A 14,528-nucleotide genomic window follows, 5' to 3' on the forward strand; every position below is an offset into this window, starting at 1 on the left:
CTTGCAACGGTCCCGGCTACACCGTGACCAGGCGGTACAGCCCCACCAGACCGACCACCACGATCGTGGCGCGCAACGCATTCGGCGACAGCCGACGCCCGTATCGCGCCCCGATCGACCCTCCGATCAGCGAACCGGCCGCGATCAGCCCGGCGACCGGCCAGCTGATCCGGTCCGGGGCCGCCAACGCGTAGCCAAGGGCCGCAACGATATTCACCAGCAGCGTGGTGAGGTTCTTGACCGCGTTCATGCGCTGCATCGATTCCGGCAGCAGGGCCCCCATCACGCCGACCAGCAGGATGCCCTGCGCGGCGGTGAAGTAGCCGCCGTAGACGGCGACCGCGAACGTGCCGAGGACCAGTACGGCCATGCGTGCCGGGGTGACGTGTTCGGCGGACCGTCCCGCCTCCTCGGCCCGCCGGCGGGCCCACGACTGAATGCGCGGGCCGGTCACCACCAACGCCAGGGCCGTCACCAACAACACGGGCACGACCTGGATGAACACCCTGGCCGGCAGGTGCAGCAGCAGGAAAGCGCCCAGCGCGGCACCGGCCAGCGATGCCGGGATCTGCCATCGCAACCGATCCCACTGCCCGCCGAGTTCGGCGCGATAGCCCCAGGTGCCCGACGCGCTGCCGGCCACCAGTCCGACCGCATTCGACATGGTCGCCGCGACGGGCGGATAGCCCAGGGCGACCAGGGTGGGGAACGTGATCAGGGTGCCGGAGCCGACGAGGGCGTTGATCGCCCCGGCACCGAACCCGGCCAGGCCGATCAGCACCATGTCGGACAGCACCACAGGCAGGAAACCTTAGCCTGCCGCGTGCTCGCGACGCTCAGACGGGAGGCGCTTGCGCACCGCGGTCGACACCGGTGCGCAGCTTGACCGACGCCGAATAGGCCAGGGTCCGGAACCGGAGCACCGGGTCGTCGGAGGCTTCGATGCCGTCCGTCACGCGCATGGGGTCGAACACGACGATGTCACCGCCATGCTCGCGCTCGGTGTCGAGCCCGGTGACCTCCAGCGTGCCGACGGTGACGACCTGGGTGCCCTGCCACGGCGCCGACGGGTCGACGGTCGAGTCCTGCGGCCCGGCGATCTGCACCCGGAAATCGAACCGCACCGGCCCGCGTGCGAGCCGGGCGTCCAACTCGTCGGTGAGAAAGTCGGGCGACTCGCTATGGGCGGCGGGCCCCGACACCTTGGCCCCCGCGGCGGGCACCAGGTGGTAGCGCACGAATCTGGCGTTGCCGTCGGCACCGACCCAGCGAAAGGCGTGCAGGCCGTGGTATTCGGTGGTGGCGTAACTGGCCGGAACGGTGTTGGCGTCACGCAGGACGGGCAGCGCGGCGAACAGCCGCGGGTGGGTGAGCAGGTGCCGGGCCATCCGCAGCGGTTGCAGCAGGCCGGGCCGCATCGCCGTGAGCACGTCGATGAATCCCTCCGGGGTGCTCGCGACGAACAGCCGGGCGGTCTGCGTGGAGACATCGGTGGTCGCGCCGTCGGGCAGCGTGAACTTCACCGCCAGACCGCGCACCCCCGGGGCGCCGTCGGGCTGTTCGGGGTTGCCGGATCCGTTGGAGAAGCGGATCAGCGCCGGGACCGTGGAGCCGTCAAGGTGCGGTGCGCGCGACAGGCGTGCCGCCTCGGGCGTCGCGGTGAACGTCCCGCGGTACAACGTGCCTTTGGCGTGCAGGGCGCGACAGCCGGGCCGTGCTCCCCCGGCGCTGCGGATCGCCTCGATCGCGTCGTCGGGAGAAAGGGAGCCTGCCATGGGGGCATCCTAGAGGCTCACTCGGGCAGGCCGAAGAGTTTGACCACGCCGTGATCGCGGCCGGCGGTGTAGCCGCCGTCGACGGCGATGGCCTGCCCGGTGACGAACGAGGCGTCCGGGGAGAGCAGGAAGGCCGCCATCGCCGCGACCTCGGCCGGCCGGCCGAGCCGCTGCAGCGCGTGTTCCTTCGTGATGGAGGCCAGCGGACCCGCCATTCCCTCCAGGCCGAAAACGCTTTCGGCCATTGGTGTTTCGATGAATCCGGGGCAGATGGCGTTGACCCGGATGCCACTCGGGCCGTAGTCGAGCGCCATGTTCCTGGTGAGCAGCACGACGCCGCCCTTGGCCGCGTTGTAGGAACTGCCACCCGCTGTTCCCTCCAAGCCTTCGATGCTGGAGACGGTGACGATGCAACCCCGCTCGCCGTCGACCCTGGGCTGCTCGATCATCCTGGCCAGCGCGGCCTTGGCGACCAGGAACGTGCCGGTGAGGTTGACGCCGATCACCCGCTCCCATTCGGCACGGTCGAGCAGGTGAACGGGGCCGCCGCCGGCCACGCCGGCGGCGTGGAAGACCCCGTCGAGGCGGCCGGGCACCGCGTCCAGAACGGCGGCGATCGCGGCCTCGTCGGTCACATCGGCGGTGACGAAGCGAAAGTCGGGGCCCAGGTCCGGCGGGGGAGCCACATCGGCGCCGACGACGGAGCCGCCCTCGGCCAGCAGGCGCCGCGCGGTGGCCAGGCCGATCCCGGACGCCGCTCCCGTCACGACGAAGGTGCGGGAACGGGCGCGGTCGGCATTCACCATGTCGCAGTCCTTCTGTCGGGTCGGGAGTCCGTTCGGCGAGGTCTGCCCATATCGCGATTTGTACCTTACGATTTTGCGCAACCGCCCGGAGGCCACGAGGAGCCACGATGTCAGCAACGCACACTCTCCCGCTTTCCGGTGCGTTTTCCGGTGCGACGCGGGCCGCGCGCGCGCTGCGTCGCGTCGCCGTCGCCGCGGTGTCCGCGGCGGTCCTGCTCGCCGCCGCGGCCGGCCCGGCCGACAAGCCGCCGCGCGCACCGGCGCCGGCGGCGGTGGCGCTGCTGGCCGCCGACCCGGTCGACATCGCGCAGGGCATCTCGATCACCCCCGCGCCGGGCTGGACGGTCGGCGACCGTGGACCGGACTGGGTGGCGCTCTACAACGCCGATTCCAGCGCACAGCTTCAGGTCACCGTCAGAACGGCCGACGGGACCGATGTGGTCGCGGTGCTGCAGGGCGATATCGACCAGTTGACCAGCAAGCCGTCGTCCGATTTGACCAACGTGCGGAACCTTACCGGGCCCATCATAAAAATGTTGCAAGGCAACAACTTTCAGCAGAAGGCCTCTATCGACTACACCGCCGACGTATCGTCGCCGCGGCGCACGGTTCCCGTTCTCGGCACGTTCAGCGAGCTGCTGAACACCTCGACCCGGCTGTCGGCGTTCATCGACTTCCGACAGAACGACAACGCGACCGCTCAAGCCGCCCAAGACGGCGGGGCCATGATCGACTCCATGCTCTGACGGGTTGCCGCGGCTGCGGCGCACCGCGTATCACGGATGGGGACACACCGAACTCGGAGGGGTTATGCCGGCAGCCGACGCCATCACCAGCACGACGGGCACGCTCATCGGATTCATCGAGCAGCACGCACGGCAGCGCCCCGACGCCTCGGCGATCCGCTACGGCGAGCAGCAGTGGACCTGGGCCGACTGGGCGGCGCGGATTCGTCGCGCGGCCGGGGCGTTGCGCGCCGCCGGGATCGCGCGTGGGCAGTGCGTGGCGTTCCTGGACAAGAACCACCCGGCCTGCCTGGAAACCCTGTTCGCGGCCGCATCGATCGGTGCGGTGACCGCCGTGGTGAATTGGCGTCTGGCCGGTGAGGAACTCGTGCATGTCCTCGAGGACAGCGGGGCGCGCCTGCTTTTCGTCGGCGCCGAACTGCATGCCGCGGCGCAGGCGGCCGCCGCGCACGTGCCGGGCCTGCGGCGCATCGTCGTGGTGGGTGACGGCGAGGACGAGTACGAATCCCTGCTCGCCGCAGCGCCTCCCGAGGACCCCGACGCCGGGGTCACCGGCGACGACGCCGCGCTGGTGATCTACAGTTCGGGCACCACCGGGCGCCCCAAGGGCGTGGTGCTGAGCCAGCGCGCGCTGGTCAACCACGCGGCGAACCTCGCGCCGGCGCTTCCCTTCGGCGAGGGCGACGCGAATTTGGTCGCCATGCCCCTGTTCCACGTGGGCGGAATCGGCTATGCCCTGTTCGGCATCCGGCCCGGGGTGCCGACGATCATGACCCGCGAGCCCGACGCCGCGGCGCTGGTCGGGGCGGTGCAAGCCGGCGCGACGCACGCGTTCTTCGTGCCGCCGGTGATCGCCAGGTTCCTCGACGGCGGCGAGGCGGCGACCGCCGCGCTCTCGGGCCTGCGCTACATCGTGTACGGCGCCGCCCCCATGCCGCTGCCCCTGCTGCACCGGGCGCTGGCGGCCTGGCCCGCCGCGAAATTCGTTCAGGTGTACGGGCAGACGGAACTGTGCGGGGCGGTCACGGCGCTCGGTGACGCCGACCATCGCGATCCCACCCGGCCCCACCTGCAACTGTCGGCCGGAAAAGCAGTGCTGGGGACGGAGATCCAGGTCGTCGATCCCGAGACGGGCGATCCGCTGCCGGCGGGGCGGCCGGGCGAGATCTGGGTGCGCAGCAACCAGAACATGAGCGGCTACCTGAACCGCCCGGGGGCGACGGCCGAAACGATCACCTCCGACGAGTGGGTGCGCACCGGCGACGTGGGGCGCCTCGACGCCGACGACTACGTCTATGTCGAGGACCGGCTGAAAGACATGGTGATCACCGGCGGGGAGAACGTGTACGGGCCCGAGGTGGAAAGCGTGCTGATCAAGCATCCCGCCGTCGCCGACGCCGCCGTCATCGGGGTGCCCGACGACTACTGGGGCGAATCCGTCAAGGCGATCGTGGTGGCCGCCGGCGAGATCGACCCCGCCGACGTCATCGAGTTCTGCCGGCGGCATCTGGCCGGCTACAAATGCCCCCGCACCGTCGACCTGGTTGCCGAGCTTCCCCGGAATGCCAGCGGGAAGATCCTCAAAACTGCTCTGCGGGAACCGTATTGGCGGGACCGCGCGCGCAAGGTATGAGCGGCGTCCTCACAGGCGCCCCGCGGCGCGCAGCTGCGGATGCACCCAGTCCGGCGAGCGGCGCTCCTTGAAGGCGCGGAAACCCTCCCGCGCCTCGGCGTCGCCGAGGCTGGCGGTCATGCCGATGCGGTCGTACAGGCCCAGGTAGTTGTCGATGCTGGACTTGATGACCCCGCGGGCCCGCGGGGCGGTGCGGCACACCTGGGCCAGCAGGTCGCGCGCCTTCGCGAGCAGGCTCTCATGCGGCACGACCCGGCTCACCAGGCCCCAGTCGTAGGCCTCGGCCGCGCTCAGCACCCGTCCGGTGAACATCAGGTCGCGGGTGCGCACCGGCCCGATCAGGCGCGCCAGCATCTGGCCGTAGTAGGTGTCGGCGTAGCCGCGGAACAGCTCGGGCACGCGGAAGGTCGCCCGCTCGCTGACCACCGAGAGGTCGCTGCACAGCGCGATCTGGAAGCCGCCGCCCTGGCAGAGTCCGTTCACCGCCGAGACGATCGGCTTGGCCGAGGTGCGCACCGCGTCGAACGGCGTCACGTCCATGCCCAGCGCGGCGCCGAAGGTGATCCAGTCGTCGGCGCCGCCGGTTGCGCCGCCCATGTCGCCGCCGGGCGCGAAGACGTCACCGGTTCCGGTGATCAGCAGCCCGGCCAGATCCGGATCCGCGTTGAGACGGCCTACGGCATAACGGATTCCGAAGTACATCGCCGGGGTCAGGGCGTTGCGCGCGTCCGGGCGGTCGATGGTGCACACCGCGATCGGCCCCTGCCGCTGCAAGGACAGGTACGGCGTGCCCAGCCAGTCCCCTTCGGGCGGGCGCGGGCTGCCGTGCGGGGTCGGGGGGTGCTGCGTCACGGGACTCCTCTCGCGTCGGCGCCCGCGTCGTTGCGTCGGCGCGCCGCACGGTGGCTACTGTAGCTCTTACAGTACGTGGGGCGGTGCCCCGCCTACAGGTACGGCAACGTGGCGACGGCGGTGCCCCGGGTGGTGTCGCTGAGCAGGTCGGCCAGCTTGGACTGCAACGTGGCCGCGGCCTCCCCCACCGGCTTGTCGCAGAATCGGCAGTGCGTGGCGAAGCGCGGCTGATCGTCTTCGTCCGGCCAGAACCGGCGTTGCCCCACCGCGGCGCCCGGGTCGTACTGGACCGACTGGTGGGGGGCGTCCCTGAGGATCCTGCCGACGGGATGGCCTTGCGGGCATTCGAGTTTCAGCACGCCGATCCCCTCTAGATTGCTCACAGTCCACCGTCCTCACGAAGTCGTGGTCTCATCGATCACACGTATTGTCGCCCCGGGCCGGCCGGTGTGCCCGGCGTGGTCGCGTGTCCGGTGCGTAGCGCGAACGTCTGGGCGTGGGCAAACCAAGTATCCAGCGGTGACTGCGGTACGCACGGGTGTACGACGTCGCCCGGCGCCAGCTGCGGGGCAACCTGCCGCAGTCGTTCGTGCACGCGTTGCTGTTCGAGGCGGCGCACACGCTGGCAGGTGACGACGATCCGGCGCTGGGCAAGAGCTGGTGAGCTCACGTCGCAGTCGGGGACTACGGATTGCTCGCGTCCGCTCTGGCACGGCCGCGCGCATCGGTATCCGGCCACCCCGACAACCGACTATTGCGCCAGCGCCCCGCCATGATGCCCCAACGTCGCCACACCCGCGCCCAGCACCGGGCGGCGCAAATCTGTGCCGAACGCCGCCGGAACCACGAGGCCCGCACCGCGGCGCCAACCGAATGCCCGACCTACACCGGACCCGCCCCACCCCACAGCGACGACGACCGAACACCTTTTTAGGTGTTATGAAGATCCCGCGACGCAGATGGGCGCCTCGACCGAGGCCGCCGCGGTGCCATTCGCCACTGACGATCGCCAATCCGATTGGGGCGGCCGCTCAGGCCAGCAAGGCGCCCACCGCGACCCGCGACTTTCGTCTAACATCAATGACATTAGCCGAAGGAGGACATCGCATGTCCGCATCAAAGGAAAGCGCCGAGGTCTTACGGGCGCATCTAGCTGAGCACGAGAAAATGGCCGAGGCTCACCTGCGAGAGCATCGCGAGTTGGCGGACGGCCACCTCGCTGACCTGCGAGCCCTCACGGACCGGCACCTGGCCGAGCATCGCGATGCCGCCAAGCAGGGTGGTCTGTCCAGCAGCGAATATGAGTCATTGGCCGCGCGGCATATGGACGAGCATCGCAAGCTCACCGAGCGAATGCTGCAGGATCATCATAAGTTGGCCGACCGGCATCTGGCCGAATTGGGCGAACTTTCGGCACGCCATTCCCATGAACATGCGGGGTAACTGGTCAGGCCACGCGAGCAGCCATGGTCGGCTCTCGGCCAGCACGGCGAGGGCATCGAAGACATTGCTGGCCGTGTTTGGCGACGGTGGATAGGTAGTTTCGGATCGCGCGGAACTTTTTGGCCCGGTGAAGGTGCGCAAGGCAGTCGGACACCTTCTGGCGCAGCGTGATTCGTCCGGATGTCGCGTGCGGATCCGTTGTCGTAGGGCCGGTCGGGTCTGCCTGAACCCCGCGCACACAGCCCGCTTGGGGCTGTTCCCTCAGGCGGCGCTGTCCGGCGGGATGGGTCCCGCCGCCCGGCGGATGTCGGCCAGCCGTTCTTCACAGATGCGGTAGAAGACCCAGCTTCCGCGACGCTGCCTGGTGACCAGGCCGGCTTCGTGCAGGATCTTGATGTGGTAGCTCACGCTCGGTTGGGAGATACCGAGTGGGCCGGTCAGGTCGTAGCCGCATTCCCCGCCAGGTCTCGTTCTGAGCAGTCCGAGGAGTTGGACTCGGGTCGGGTCGGCCAGGGCCTTGAACAACTTGGCGATCCGTTCGGCCTCGTCGCGAGACATGGCTTCGTCCAGCGTCGGATAGGTCCTTGCGTCTTGGGGCCTCGGCGTTATCGGCGCCGTACCCGCGTCCACCTGGGCCTTCCGAGAACCTGGCATATCGAGATATTGACATTTATCGAATGCTGGCGCAACCTACCAGCACCACCCGTTTCGTCTATCGACCGGAGACCAGCGTGTCCAATCCCCTGATCCCGGTGTTCGGCACAGGGCGAACCGGACCAGCCGGGCCGGAGTGCGCGGCGCGCGTGGACCGTGCCGGTGCGGTAATTACCGTCGCTCTGTCGCAGCCCGGCATCGAGCTGGTTCGACCGACGCCGGCGCATAACCCCGGCGCGGCGGCCCGGGGAGGACCACCGGACACTCGCGGAGCACCGGCGCGAACAAGCCGAGGGCCGACACCGTGACCTACCGCAATCCTGAGGCCCTGGCCACCGTTGAATGGCTGGCCGAGCACCTCGACGACCCGTCGGTCCGGGTGGTGGATGCCCGCTTCGCCATCCGGCCCACCGCCGGGAGAACGTTGGAGGCCGTCGCCGAGCGTGACGCCTACCGCGAGGCCCACATTCCCGGCGCGGTGTTCGTGGATGTGATGGGTGACCTCTCCGATCCAGATGACCCGGTCGTGGTGGTATCGCCGGAGCGATTCGAGGACCTGATGAGTCGCCTCGGGATCGGCGACGGGACCACGGTGGTGGTCTACGACGGCCAAGGTGGAACCTGGGCCGCTCGGCTGTGGTGGGCTTTGCGGTACTACGGCCATGACGCCGTCATGCTGCTCGACGGCGGTTTCACCTGTTGGCTGGCCGCAGGTCTCCCGGTCGACAGCGGGGTGCCCGACCCTTCGCCGGCGACGTTCACCGCCCGGGTCCGGCCCGAGCTCCGGGTCGACGCCGATCAAGTGGCTCAAGCCATCGGTTGTGACGACGTCTGCATCGTCGACGCGTTGCCCGAAGTCTTCTTTACCGGTGCGGCGCGCCTGTACCCGAACCACCGGGCCGGCCACATACCCACCGCCCACAACGTGCCGGCGCCGTCGCATGTAGATCCGGTCACTCACCGATTGTTGCCCGCCAGCGCGCTGGCCCGGCTGTGGGAGCCGGTCGGGTTGGAGCCTTCTCGCCGCGTCATCACCTATTGCGGCGGCGGCGTGTTCGGGGCCTACGCCCTCTTCGCGCTGCATGTCATGGGACACGAGAACGCCGCCCTCTACGACGCCTCGTGGATGGAGTGGGGTGCCGATCCCAGCCGGCCGGTGGAGACCGGACCGAAAGCTGCGACACATGATCGCTATCAACCGACGAACCCAAGGAGGCAGTGATGGCGCGAATCAAGCTCATCGATCCCGGCCAGGCGCAGGGACGCACGCGCGAGGTCTTCGAGCGGGTGAAGGCGTATTACAAGATGGTGCCCGGGCTCCAGCAGGCATTGAACTACCTGCCCGAGACCACGGATGCGTTGTGGACCCTGAGCCTGAATACGGCGATGGAGGGAAGCATCCGTGAAGAGCTCAAGCGCGTGTTCTTCGCGGTGACCGCCTACGAGGTCGAATGTGAATACTGCACCGCGGCCCACATGATCGCCCTGATGGGCAAGAAGTGGAGCCGCCAGGAGTGCGTGGATCTCATCGAGGGCAAACCATCTCCCCGGTTGACCGACAAGGAGAACGCCGCGGTGGACTTCGCCCGGACGGTCGGTCGTCGTCCGGCCGCGGTGACTGACGAGATGACCGACAAACTACGAGCATTCGGATGGACCGATGCCGAGATCGTGGAGATCGTGGCCTCGGTTGCGCTGATGCGCTACACGACCACGGTGGCCAGCGCCCTCGACGTGCCGCTCGAAGAGGCCATGGAAGGCGTAGGGGTCAGCTGCGGGGTGCCGCTCGATCGGCTCGAGGGTTGAGGGAACCGGCCGCCGGGTCCCCGGTTGGTGTCGGGCGCCAGCGGTAGTCGGTCGCCAGAGGCGAGCCTTCCGGCGACTGCCCCACGCCCTCGAAAAAACTGCAGGCAGAGCCTTCGAGCGTCTCGGCCGCATGATGGTGGCTGCTCACGCTGCCGGGGCCAGCCACCCTCGGCCTTTCAGCTGGGGCGGTCCGGACGATGGCCGGCCAGGGAGCCCCGGTCAGCGTTCAGGTCTCCGATCGAGCCGGGCTGCATCAGCGGTGGTTCTGAGAGTGGCTCCACACCAGGGCGCCGCCGGAGTGGTCACCTACGGCTGGGACGTACGGTTCGAGATGAGTGACGAGGCGGTCACCTTACTGGCCGATGAGTCGAGGCTCCTCATCTGCGTTGGGGACCCTCGTAAAGTGTTGGAATACTTTGATTTTCGCTGTTTGGCCTGTTTCTCGGCCCGTGGTTGACAGCGGTGGACCTACCACCCGCTGAGCACCGGCCGCAAATTTGCTGAGCTGCTGCGCTTGATCAAGGCACTGCAGACCGCCGACAGCTTCGGGGTGGCCACCCCGACCGATTGGTGACCCGGCGACCCGGTCATCGTTCCGATCGCCTGATCCTGCAGTGTGGCCGCCGATCGGATGGCCGGGGCCGAAGAAGGTGTCGCATGCGACGACTGGATTCTTCTGCGCCAAAAAGATCAGCGAAGCTGCCGTGGAGCACGCCATCCGCGCCCGCTGACGCCGACGGACCGCGCCGATCCGCCTCAACTGTCGCGTCGTCCCCGCCCGCCACGGTGGCCGTGACCACCTCCACCACCGTGGTGACCACCGTCGCAACCATCCCCGCCGCCGTGCCTGTGCCGGCGCCACCCTCGACCGCCGCCTATCGGCCGACCCGATATCGCCGCTTCGAACGCCCGCAGGTGGTTCTCGGAAGCGGCACGCAAGTTCTCGTACACCCTCTGGATGGCTGCCTCGTCACTGCCTTGCACGGCCGCAGACAGGTCGGCGATGTCACCAGTTTCGAGTTCGACTCCGACCGCGTAAGCCCCTTCGGCCGAGGACAGTCCCCGGGCGAGCCACATGTCGTAGGCGTCCTGCAGTTCAGGGCCGGAGTAGACACCGGGCGGCTGCCCTACCGACGGATCGGGGACGCCGTACCGCTCGAGCAGTCGCCCGATCGCGTCATAATGACGCTGCTCGCTGGCGGCAATGTTGTCGAAGATCGGCACACCCCACGCCCGGTGGAACCGCCGGTACAAATCACGCGCCAGCCGTTCCTCCTCCCGCATCAGCACCAGATCCGCCCGCTCTCCATCGGACAACGGACCACCAGCCGCCGGGTCCAAACTGTCGACCACATTCATCCGATGACTCCGTTCATGTTCGGCCACCCCGAAACCGGTCGGATCGACTACGCACATCTCGGCAGCCATGTTCAACGCACCAACCGAACGCAGGAGGCAGGAACACGCTGTCCTGACGTCAGCGTATTAGACATGATCCTCGACACCAGCACCGCCACGTCGGACTTCATCAACGGCTACGGCGGCTCAGCTACGCTGGCCCCTCGACTCCGGATGTACGAACGCTACGGCAAGACGAGTGTCGACGGCACGTGAAAACTGACCCCCACGCGGAATTTTGACCCTCTGGTCGGGAGATACTTTTGCTGTGCGGCAAAGGATTCAACGGCGACGTCGATGAAGCCGTCGACCATCTCGATACCCGTACCTGCCGGCCCGATCGAACAAGCAGGTACGAGACGCCCGGCAACTGACACTTCGCGGCCCGTCTTCGCCCCCGACGCCGTGCCTGGCCCGAGCCGACCGGGACTGGCGTTCGAGCCCCTCGGGCGCCGGTCTCGGGCGGCGGTGGACGCGAAAGGGGACTACGCCGGGATCCCATTCGGCGGCGTCCGCCATTGCCTAAACGCCGCGTTCGCCGAATACGAGCTGCGCATCGTGCTCGCCACGTTGTTCGACCGCTACGCGGTGCAGCTCACCAACGAGCGATCCGGGCGCGACACACCCCCGGCCATGACGTCGCCTCCTCGGCGACCATCATCACCGCACGGGTGATGCCGGCTGAGCACCACGGAAATCTTCGTCAGACACCAAATCCCGGGAAGCCAATTTGCCGCTCCGCTGAACCAGTCGATCGATCTCTTCCCGGTGGCTCGGGTCGCTCGACACCGCGGTGATCCATGGGGAGGAGTCTTCCCCCGTCACCGGTGATTTGCAGGCGACCTGGCGCACCGATGATGAACGGATCCATGGACAAACTCGTCTGCGAAAACTCGAATCCGGCCTCACCAAGGAGGCGCACCAGCCACGAGGCGGCCGACGACTGCCGCTGACCAGCGCTCAGCCTCACGACCGGCCGATCCGACTCGTTCATCTAGCCCTCGTCACCCGAAGAAACGCGACAGACGTTGCACGGAAGTTGCACGGTGCCGACGATTCACGCTGTGACCTGGTGGTCCCGGCTGGGATCGAACCAGCGACCTTCCGCGTGTGAAGCGGACGCTCTTCCACTGAGCCACGGGACCGGCACCGAGAGGCGAACGACGTCGAAGACTAGCACGATGCGAAGACCGCGGTGCGCGCCACATGCTCGCGCGAACGTCCCGGGTTAGCCTTCGGTCAGCCTGGGACCGCAACGTACCTAGAGATTTGTCAGTGCCCGCCGCTGTCGACTATCGTCGTCCTTCGCACCGGGCGACGCTCTCGCCCGCTGCACGCGGATGTAGCGCAGTTGGTAGCGCATCACCTTGCCAAGGTGAGGGTCGCGGGTTCGAATCCCGTCATCCGCTCGAAGGTGCAAGTGGCATCAGTCCCAGCGGTGGAGTGGCCGAGTGGTGAGGCAACGGCCTGCAAAGCCGTGCACACGGGTTCGATTCCCGTCTCCACCTCCGCTTTCGAACCCCCAGCGCGATTAGCTCAGCGGGAGAGCGCTTCCCTGACACGGAAGAGGTCACTGGTTCAATCCCAGTATCGCGCACCAGCTTTGACGCAGATCAGAGTAGGCATCTAGCCCGTCAAACAACGGCCCGTGACCTACCCCTTGCCCGCCGGCGCGGCGCTGCACACCTGCCGCAGGCTACTGCTTCAAGCTGCACTGGACGGCGCCGACGCCGCCACCGGACCTCACCGGCACCCGGCGGGCCCGCGCCTGAGAACTGCTCGACCAGACCCGGCGGTCTGGTCACGCGTGGCGACTGTCGTCGAGGGTGACGCCCGCGCCACGCCGCGATCCGATGACGGGAAAACCCTCGCGGCAGACGAAATCGGTGACACCATGGGGCCTCGTGCGCGGGGTCGCGACGGTAGCAATCATCCGTCCGTGCTTTGGAAGCCCCCGGGCGTTGCTGTAGCAGCCGTCTGGCTCGCCATCGCATGCCCGCGTGAGCTGCGGCTTCGCTGCACGGCGAACTTCTCGGATAGCGCAGGTCGTGTTCGCGGACCCCGACCATCCGCCTGGATGGGTTGCAGTTCTGTATTTGCGCTCTGGCTTGCGGTTGTGTCGTCTCGGCGGGCTACTTCACCGCGCCGCCACAGCCGCCGGGGGGTGCGGGCTGCGGAACCGGCCCGTTGTCCGGGTCGATCACACATGACATGCCCAGGTCGGCCGGCGTGCTCTGGCCGGGCACCATGATCGGCAGCGAGTACGCGCCCCCCGCCATCACCTTATGCCAGTACGACCCATCGGGGTAATGTTCCCCGTCGCACCAGCCGCCCATGAGCACGTTGCCGGCGCCGCCGCCGGGGCAGTAGTCGCGCAGCGGGTCGGGCATGTGCGGGTCGGGGGCCGCGTGCGCGGCGGGAACGCACAGCAGCGCCAGAATCAGAGCCGCGGCAAAGGGTTTCATGGTCATCATCCGAGGGGTGGATCGGCATCGGGAAACGGTCACGAGTCAACCCTCCTCAACTGCGCCCAGCGCGCCGTCGCGCACTCGGTGTGCTCACCGTAATCGTCCCCACGTCCAGATGGCCAGGGTTTCGCACGAGCAGTCGAGAAGCCGTTCTCGAAGAACGTGGGGCCAGCGCATCCTCACCGAGGGAAACGTCAGGTATCGCATTTGCCCTACCTGAGCCGGCCGGTTCGCGTGCTGACGCCTGCACGACGGGTGGTGGGCGAAGGGCGACTGGAATTGCACCGGCCAGCCGCAGTGGAACGGGCAGCTGCCGCTAACCAGTTGTGGACCATCGTGCTTGGTTGACGTTCGCCGTGGTCTGGAACCCTCCTCGACGAAACTGTCACAAGGGTGTTCTGCCGGAACGTCCCGGTCATCGGCGAACTCCCCGTGCTTGCGGTGGCGGACATTTCCCGCACAGTTGTCACCCCCCGGTGCGAACATTCAGAGACGAACCGAACAGGAGCCTCTGAAGATGAGCGTCAACAACACGGGCGAGGAGCAGCCAACGACTGCGGCCGCCGCGGACAGTGATGCGACCGCGATCGGTCCGCCCGCCGACGAGACGGCGATCGTCCCTCCGCTCGCCGACGCCCCGCACGAACTGGCCTGGTCGCACGCCGAGGACGACGACGCGGGTGTCTCCTGGGGAGCAGCCGCGGAACGCGCCGGCATCATCCTCATCGTCGCGGTCGCGGTGGCGCTCGTGCTCGGACTCGTGACCTGGCTCGGGTTCTACATCTCCGGCAAGAAGACCAGACCGCTCCCCGTCCCGGATGCCACGAAACCTGTCGCGACGATCCCGGCTGCCGCACCAGTTCCGCCGCCGTCGACGGTCACGGTCACAGCGGCACCCCCGCCAACGGTCACGGTGGAAGCAGCCCCACCACCGCCCCGCCATGACG

The 14,528-nt window shown here is 68.2% G+C and carries 16 protein-coding genes, 4 tRNA genes and 2 pseudogenes; 13 read left to right on the forward strand and 9 right to left on the reverse strand.

Going from position 1 to position 14,528, the window contains the following annotated elements:
- Positions 1-16: 16 nt before the first annotated feature.
- Genes FPZ47_RS03840 through FPZ47_RS03850 form a run of 3 tightly spaced genes read right to left on the reverse strand, consistent with a single transcriptional unit; the run spans position 17 to position 2,581 of the window.
- Entirely contained in the window at positions 17-784 is a 768-nt protein-coding gene (locus tag FPZ47_RS03840; protein ID WP_144946400.1) for a sulfite exporter TauE/SafE family protein, read from the reverse strand.
- 52 nt (positions 785-836) lie between these two features.
- Complete coding sequence (locus FPZ47_RS03845) at positions 837-1,775, reverse strand: catalase family peroxidase (RefSeq protein WP_144946240.1); 939 nt, start codon at positions 1,773-1,775, stop codon at positions 837-839.
- 17 nt (positions 1,776-1,792) lie between these two features.
- Complete coding sequence (locus FPZ47_RS03850) at positions 1,793-2,581, reverse strand: SDR family NAD(P)-dependent oxidoreductase (RefSeq protein WP_144946243.1); 789 nt, start codon at positions 2,579-2,581, stop codon at positions 1,793-1,795.
- Between the two features lie 107 nt (positions 2,582-2,688).
- Between FPZ47_RS03850 and FPZ47_RS03855 the strand changes: the two genes are divergently transcribed.
- Both FPZ47_RS03855 and FPZ47_RS03860 read left to right on the forward strand, forming a co-directional pair.
- The gene (locus FPZ47_RS03855; RefSeq protein WP_246133209.1) at positions 2,689-3,327 is read left to right on the forward strand and encodes a hypothetical protein; all 639 of its coding nucleotides are present in this window, start codon (positions 2,689-2,691) and stop codon (positions 3,325-3,327) included.
- A gap of 64 nt (positions 3,328-3,391) precedes the next feature.
- Entirely contained in the window at positions 3,392-4,960 is a 1,569-nt protein-coding gene (locus FPZ47_RS03860; protein ID WP_144946246.1) for a long-chain-fatty-acid--CoA ligase, read from the forward strand.
- Between the two features lie 9 nt (positions 4,961-4,969).
- Here the strand turns inward: FPZ47_RS03860 and FPZ47_RS03865 are convergent, their stop codons facing one another.
- Together FPZ47_RS03865 and FPZ47_RS03870 are read right to left on the reverse strand one after the other, a co-directional pair.
- Positions 4,970-5,812 (reverse strand): enoyl-CoA hydratase/isomerase family protein, encoded by an 843-nt coding sequence (locus FPZ47_RS03865; protein ID WP_144946249.1) that lies wholly within the window; start codon positions 5,810-5,812, stop codon positions 4,970-4,972.
- Between the two features lie 92 nt (positions 5,813-5,904).
- Complete coding sequence (locus tag FPZ47_RS03870; RefSeq protein ID WP_144946252.1) at positions 5,905-6,195, reverse strand: hypothetical protein; 291 nt, start codon at positions 6,193-6,195, stop codon at positions 5,905-5,907.
- A 155-nt stretch (positions 6,196-6,350) separates the two neighbouring features.
- Here FPZ47_RS03870 and FPZ47_RS30165 point away from each other — a divergent pair, with 155 nt between their 5' ends.
- Both FPZ47_RS30165 and FPZ47_RS03875 read left to right on the forward strand, forming a co-directional pair.
- A complete protein-coding gene (locus tag FPZ47_RS30165; RefSeq protein WP_281291721.1) occupies positions 6,351-6,476 on the forward strand; it encodes a hypothetical protein in 126 nt (41 codons plus the stop codon).
- A 443-nt stretch (positions 6,477-6,919) separates the two neighbouring features.
- Positions 6,920-7,255 (forward strand): hypothetical protein, encoded by a 336-nt coding sequence (locus FPZ47_RS03875; RefSeq protein ID WP_144946255.1) that lies wholly within the window; start codon positions 6,920-6,922, stop codon positions 7,253-7,255.
- Positions 7,256-7,516: 261 nt separating this feature from the next.
- Here the strand turns inward: FPZ47_RS03875 and FPZ47_RS03880 are convergent, their stop codons facing one another.
- Entirely contained in the window at positions 7,517-7,909 is a 393-nt protein-coding gene (locus FPZ47_RS03880) for an ArsR/SmtB family transcription factor (protein ID WP_246133210.1), read from the reverse strand.
- Between the two features lie 304 nt (positions 7,910-8,213).
- On the opposite strand from FPZ47_RS03880, the gene FPZ47_RS03885 reads away from it, so the two are divergent.
- From FPZ47_RS03885 to FPZ47_RS03895, 3 genes and pseudogenes are all read left to right on the forward strand, one after another.
- Positions 8,214-9,131, forward strand: coding sequence for a sulfurtransferase (locus FPZ47_RS03885; protein WP_144946258.1), 918 nt, complete (start codon positions 8,214-8,216; stop codon positions 9,129-9,131).
- The gene (locus tag FPZ47_RS03890) at positions 9,131-9,715 is read left to right on the forward strand and encodes a carboxymuconolactone decarboxylase family protein (RefSeq protein WP_144946261.1); all 585 of its coding nucleotides are present in this window, start codon (positions 9,131-9,133) and stop codon (positions 9,713-9,715) included. The genes FPZ47_RS03885 and FPZ47_RS03890 overlap by 1 nt, the downstream gene beginning before the upstream one ends.
- A 469-nt stretch (positions 9,716-10,184) precedes the next feature.
- Positions 10,185-10,446: pseudogene (locus FPZ47_RS03895) on the forward strand (peroxiredoxin); the annotation flags it as partial.
- Positions 10,447-10,471: 25 nt separating this feature from the next.
- Here FPZ47_RS03895 and FPZ47_RS03900 read toward each other — a convergent pair.
- Positions 10,472-11,143 carry a DUF2202 domain-containing protein gene (locus FPZ47_RS03900; protein ID WP_144946264.1) on the reverse strand — a complete coding sequence of 224 codons (672 nt, stop codon included), beginning with the start codon at positions 11,141-11,143 and terminating at the stop codon, positions 10,472-10,474.
- A gap of 63 nt (positions 11,144-11,206) precedes the next feature.
- Here FPZ47_RS03900 and FPZ47_RS30395 point away from each other — a divergent pair, with 63 nt between their 5' ends.
- Both FPZ47_RS30395 and FPZ47_RS03905 read left to right on the forward strand, forming a co-directional pair.
- Positions 11,207-11,329, forward strand: coding sequence for a hypothetical protein (locus tag FPZ47_RS30395; RefSeq protein ID WP_342781006.1), 123 nt, complete (start codon positions 11,207-11,209; stop codon positions 11,327-11,329).
- Between the two features lie 252 nt (positions 11,330-11,581).
- The gene (locus FPZ47_RS03905; RefSeq protein WP_144946268.1) at positions 11,582-11,788 is read left to right on the forward strand and encodes a cytochrome P450; all 207 of its coding nucleotides are present in this window, start codon (positions 11,582-11,584) and stop codon (positions 11,786-11,788) included.
- Positions 11,789-12,183: 395 nt separating this feature from the next.
- Here FPZ47_RS03905 and FPZ47_RS03910 read toward each other — a convergent pair.
- Positions 12,184-12,258 (reverse strand) — tRNA-Val (locus tag FPZ47_RS03910).
- A 191-nt stretch (positions 12,259-12,449) separates the two neighbouring features.
- Here FPZ47_RS03910 and FPZ47_RS03915 point away from each other — a divergent pair.
- The 3 genes from FPZ47_RS03915 (at position 12,450) to FPZ47_RS03925 (ending at position 12,713) form a co-directional block, all read left to right on the forward strand.
- A tRNA-Gly gene (locus tag FPZ47_RS03915) sits at positions 12,450-12,522 on the forward strand.
- A gap of 28 nt (positions 12,523-12,550) precedes the next feature.
- A tRNA-Cys gene (locus FPZ47_RS03920) sits at positions 12,551-12,621 on the forward strand.
- A gap of 17 nt (positions 12,622-12,638) precedes the next feature.
- A tRNA-Val gene (locus FPZ47_RS03925) sits at positions 12,639-12,713 on the forward strand.
- Between the two features lie 532 nt (positions 12,714-13,245).
- Here FPZ47_RS03925 and FPZ47_RS03930 read toward each other — a convergent pair.
- Positions 13,246-13,584: a hypothetical protein gene (locus FPZ47_RS03930; RefSeq protein ID WP_168209355.1), complete on the reverse strand. Its 339-nt coding sequence runs from the start codon at positions 13,582-13,584 to the stop codon at positions 13,246-13,248.
- A 514-nt stretch (positions 13,585-14,098) separates the two neighbouring features.
- Between FPZ47_RS03930 and FPZ47_RS03935 the strand changes: the two are divergent.
- Positions 14,099-14,528 (forward strand): annotated as a pseudogene (locus FPZ47_RS03935) (hypothetical protein); the annotation flags it as partial.

The sequence above is a fragment of the Mycobacterium helveticum genome (assembly GCF_007714205.1).
In the GTDB taxonomy this organism is placed as follows: Bacteria; Actinomycetota; Actinomycetes; order Mycobacteriales; family Mycobacteriaceae; genus Mycobacterium; species Mycobacterium helveticum.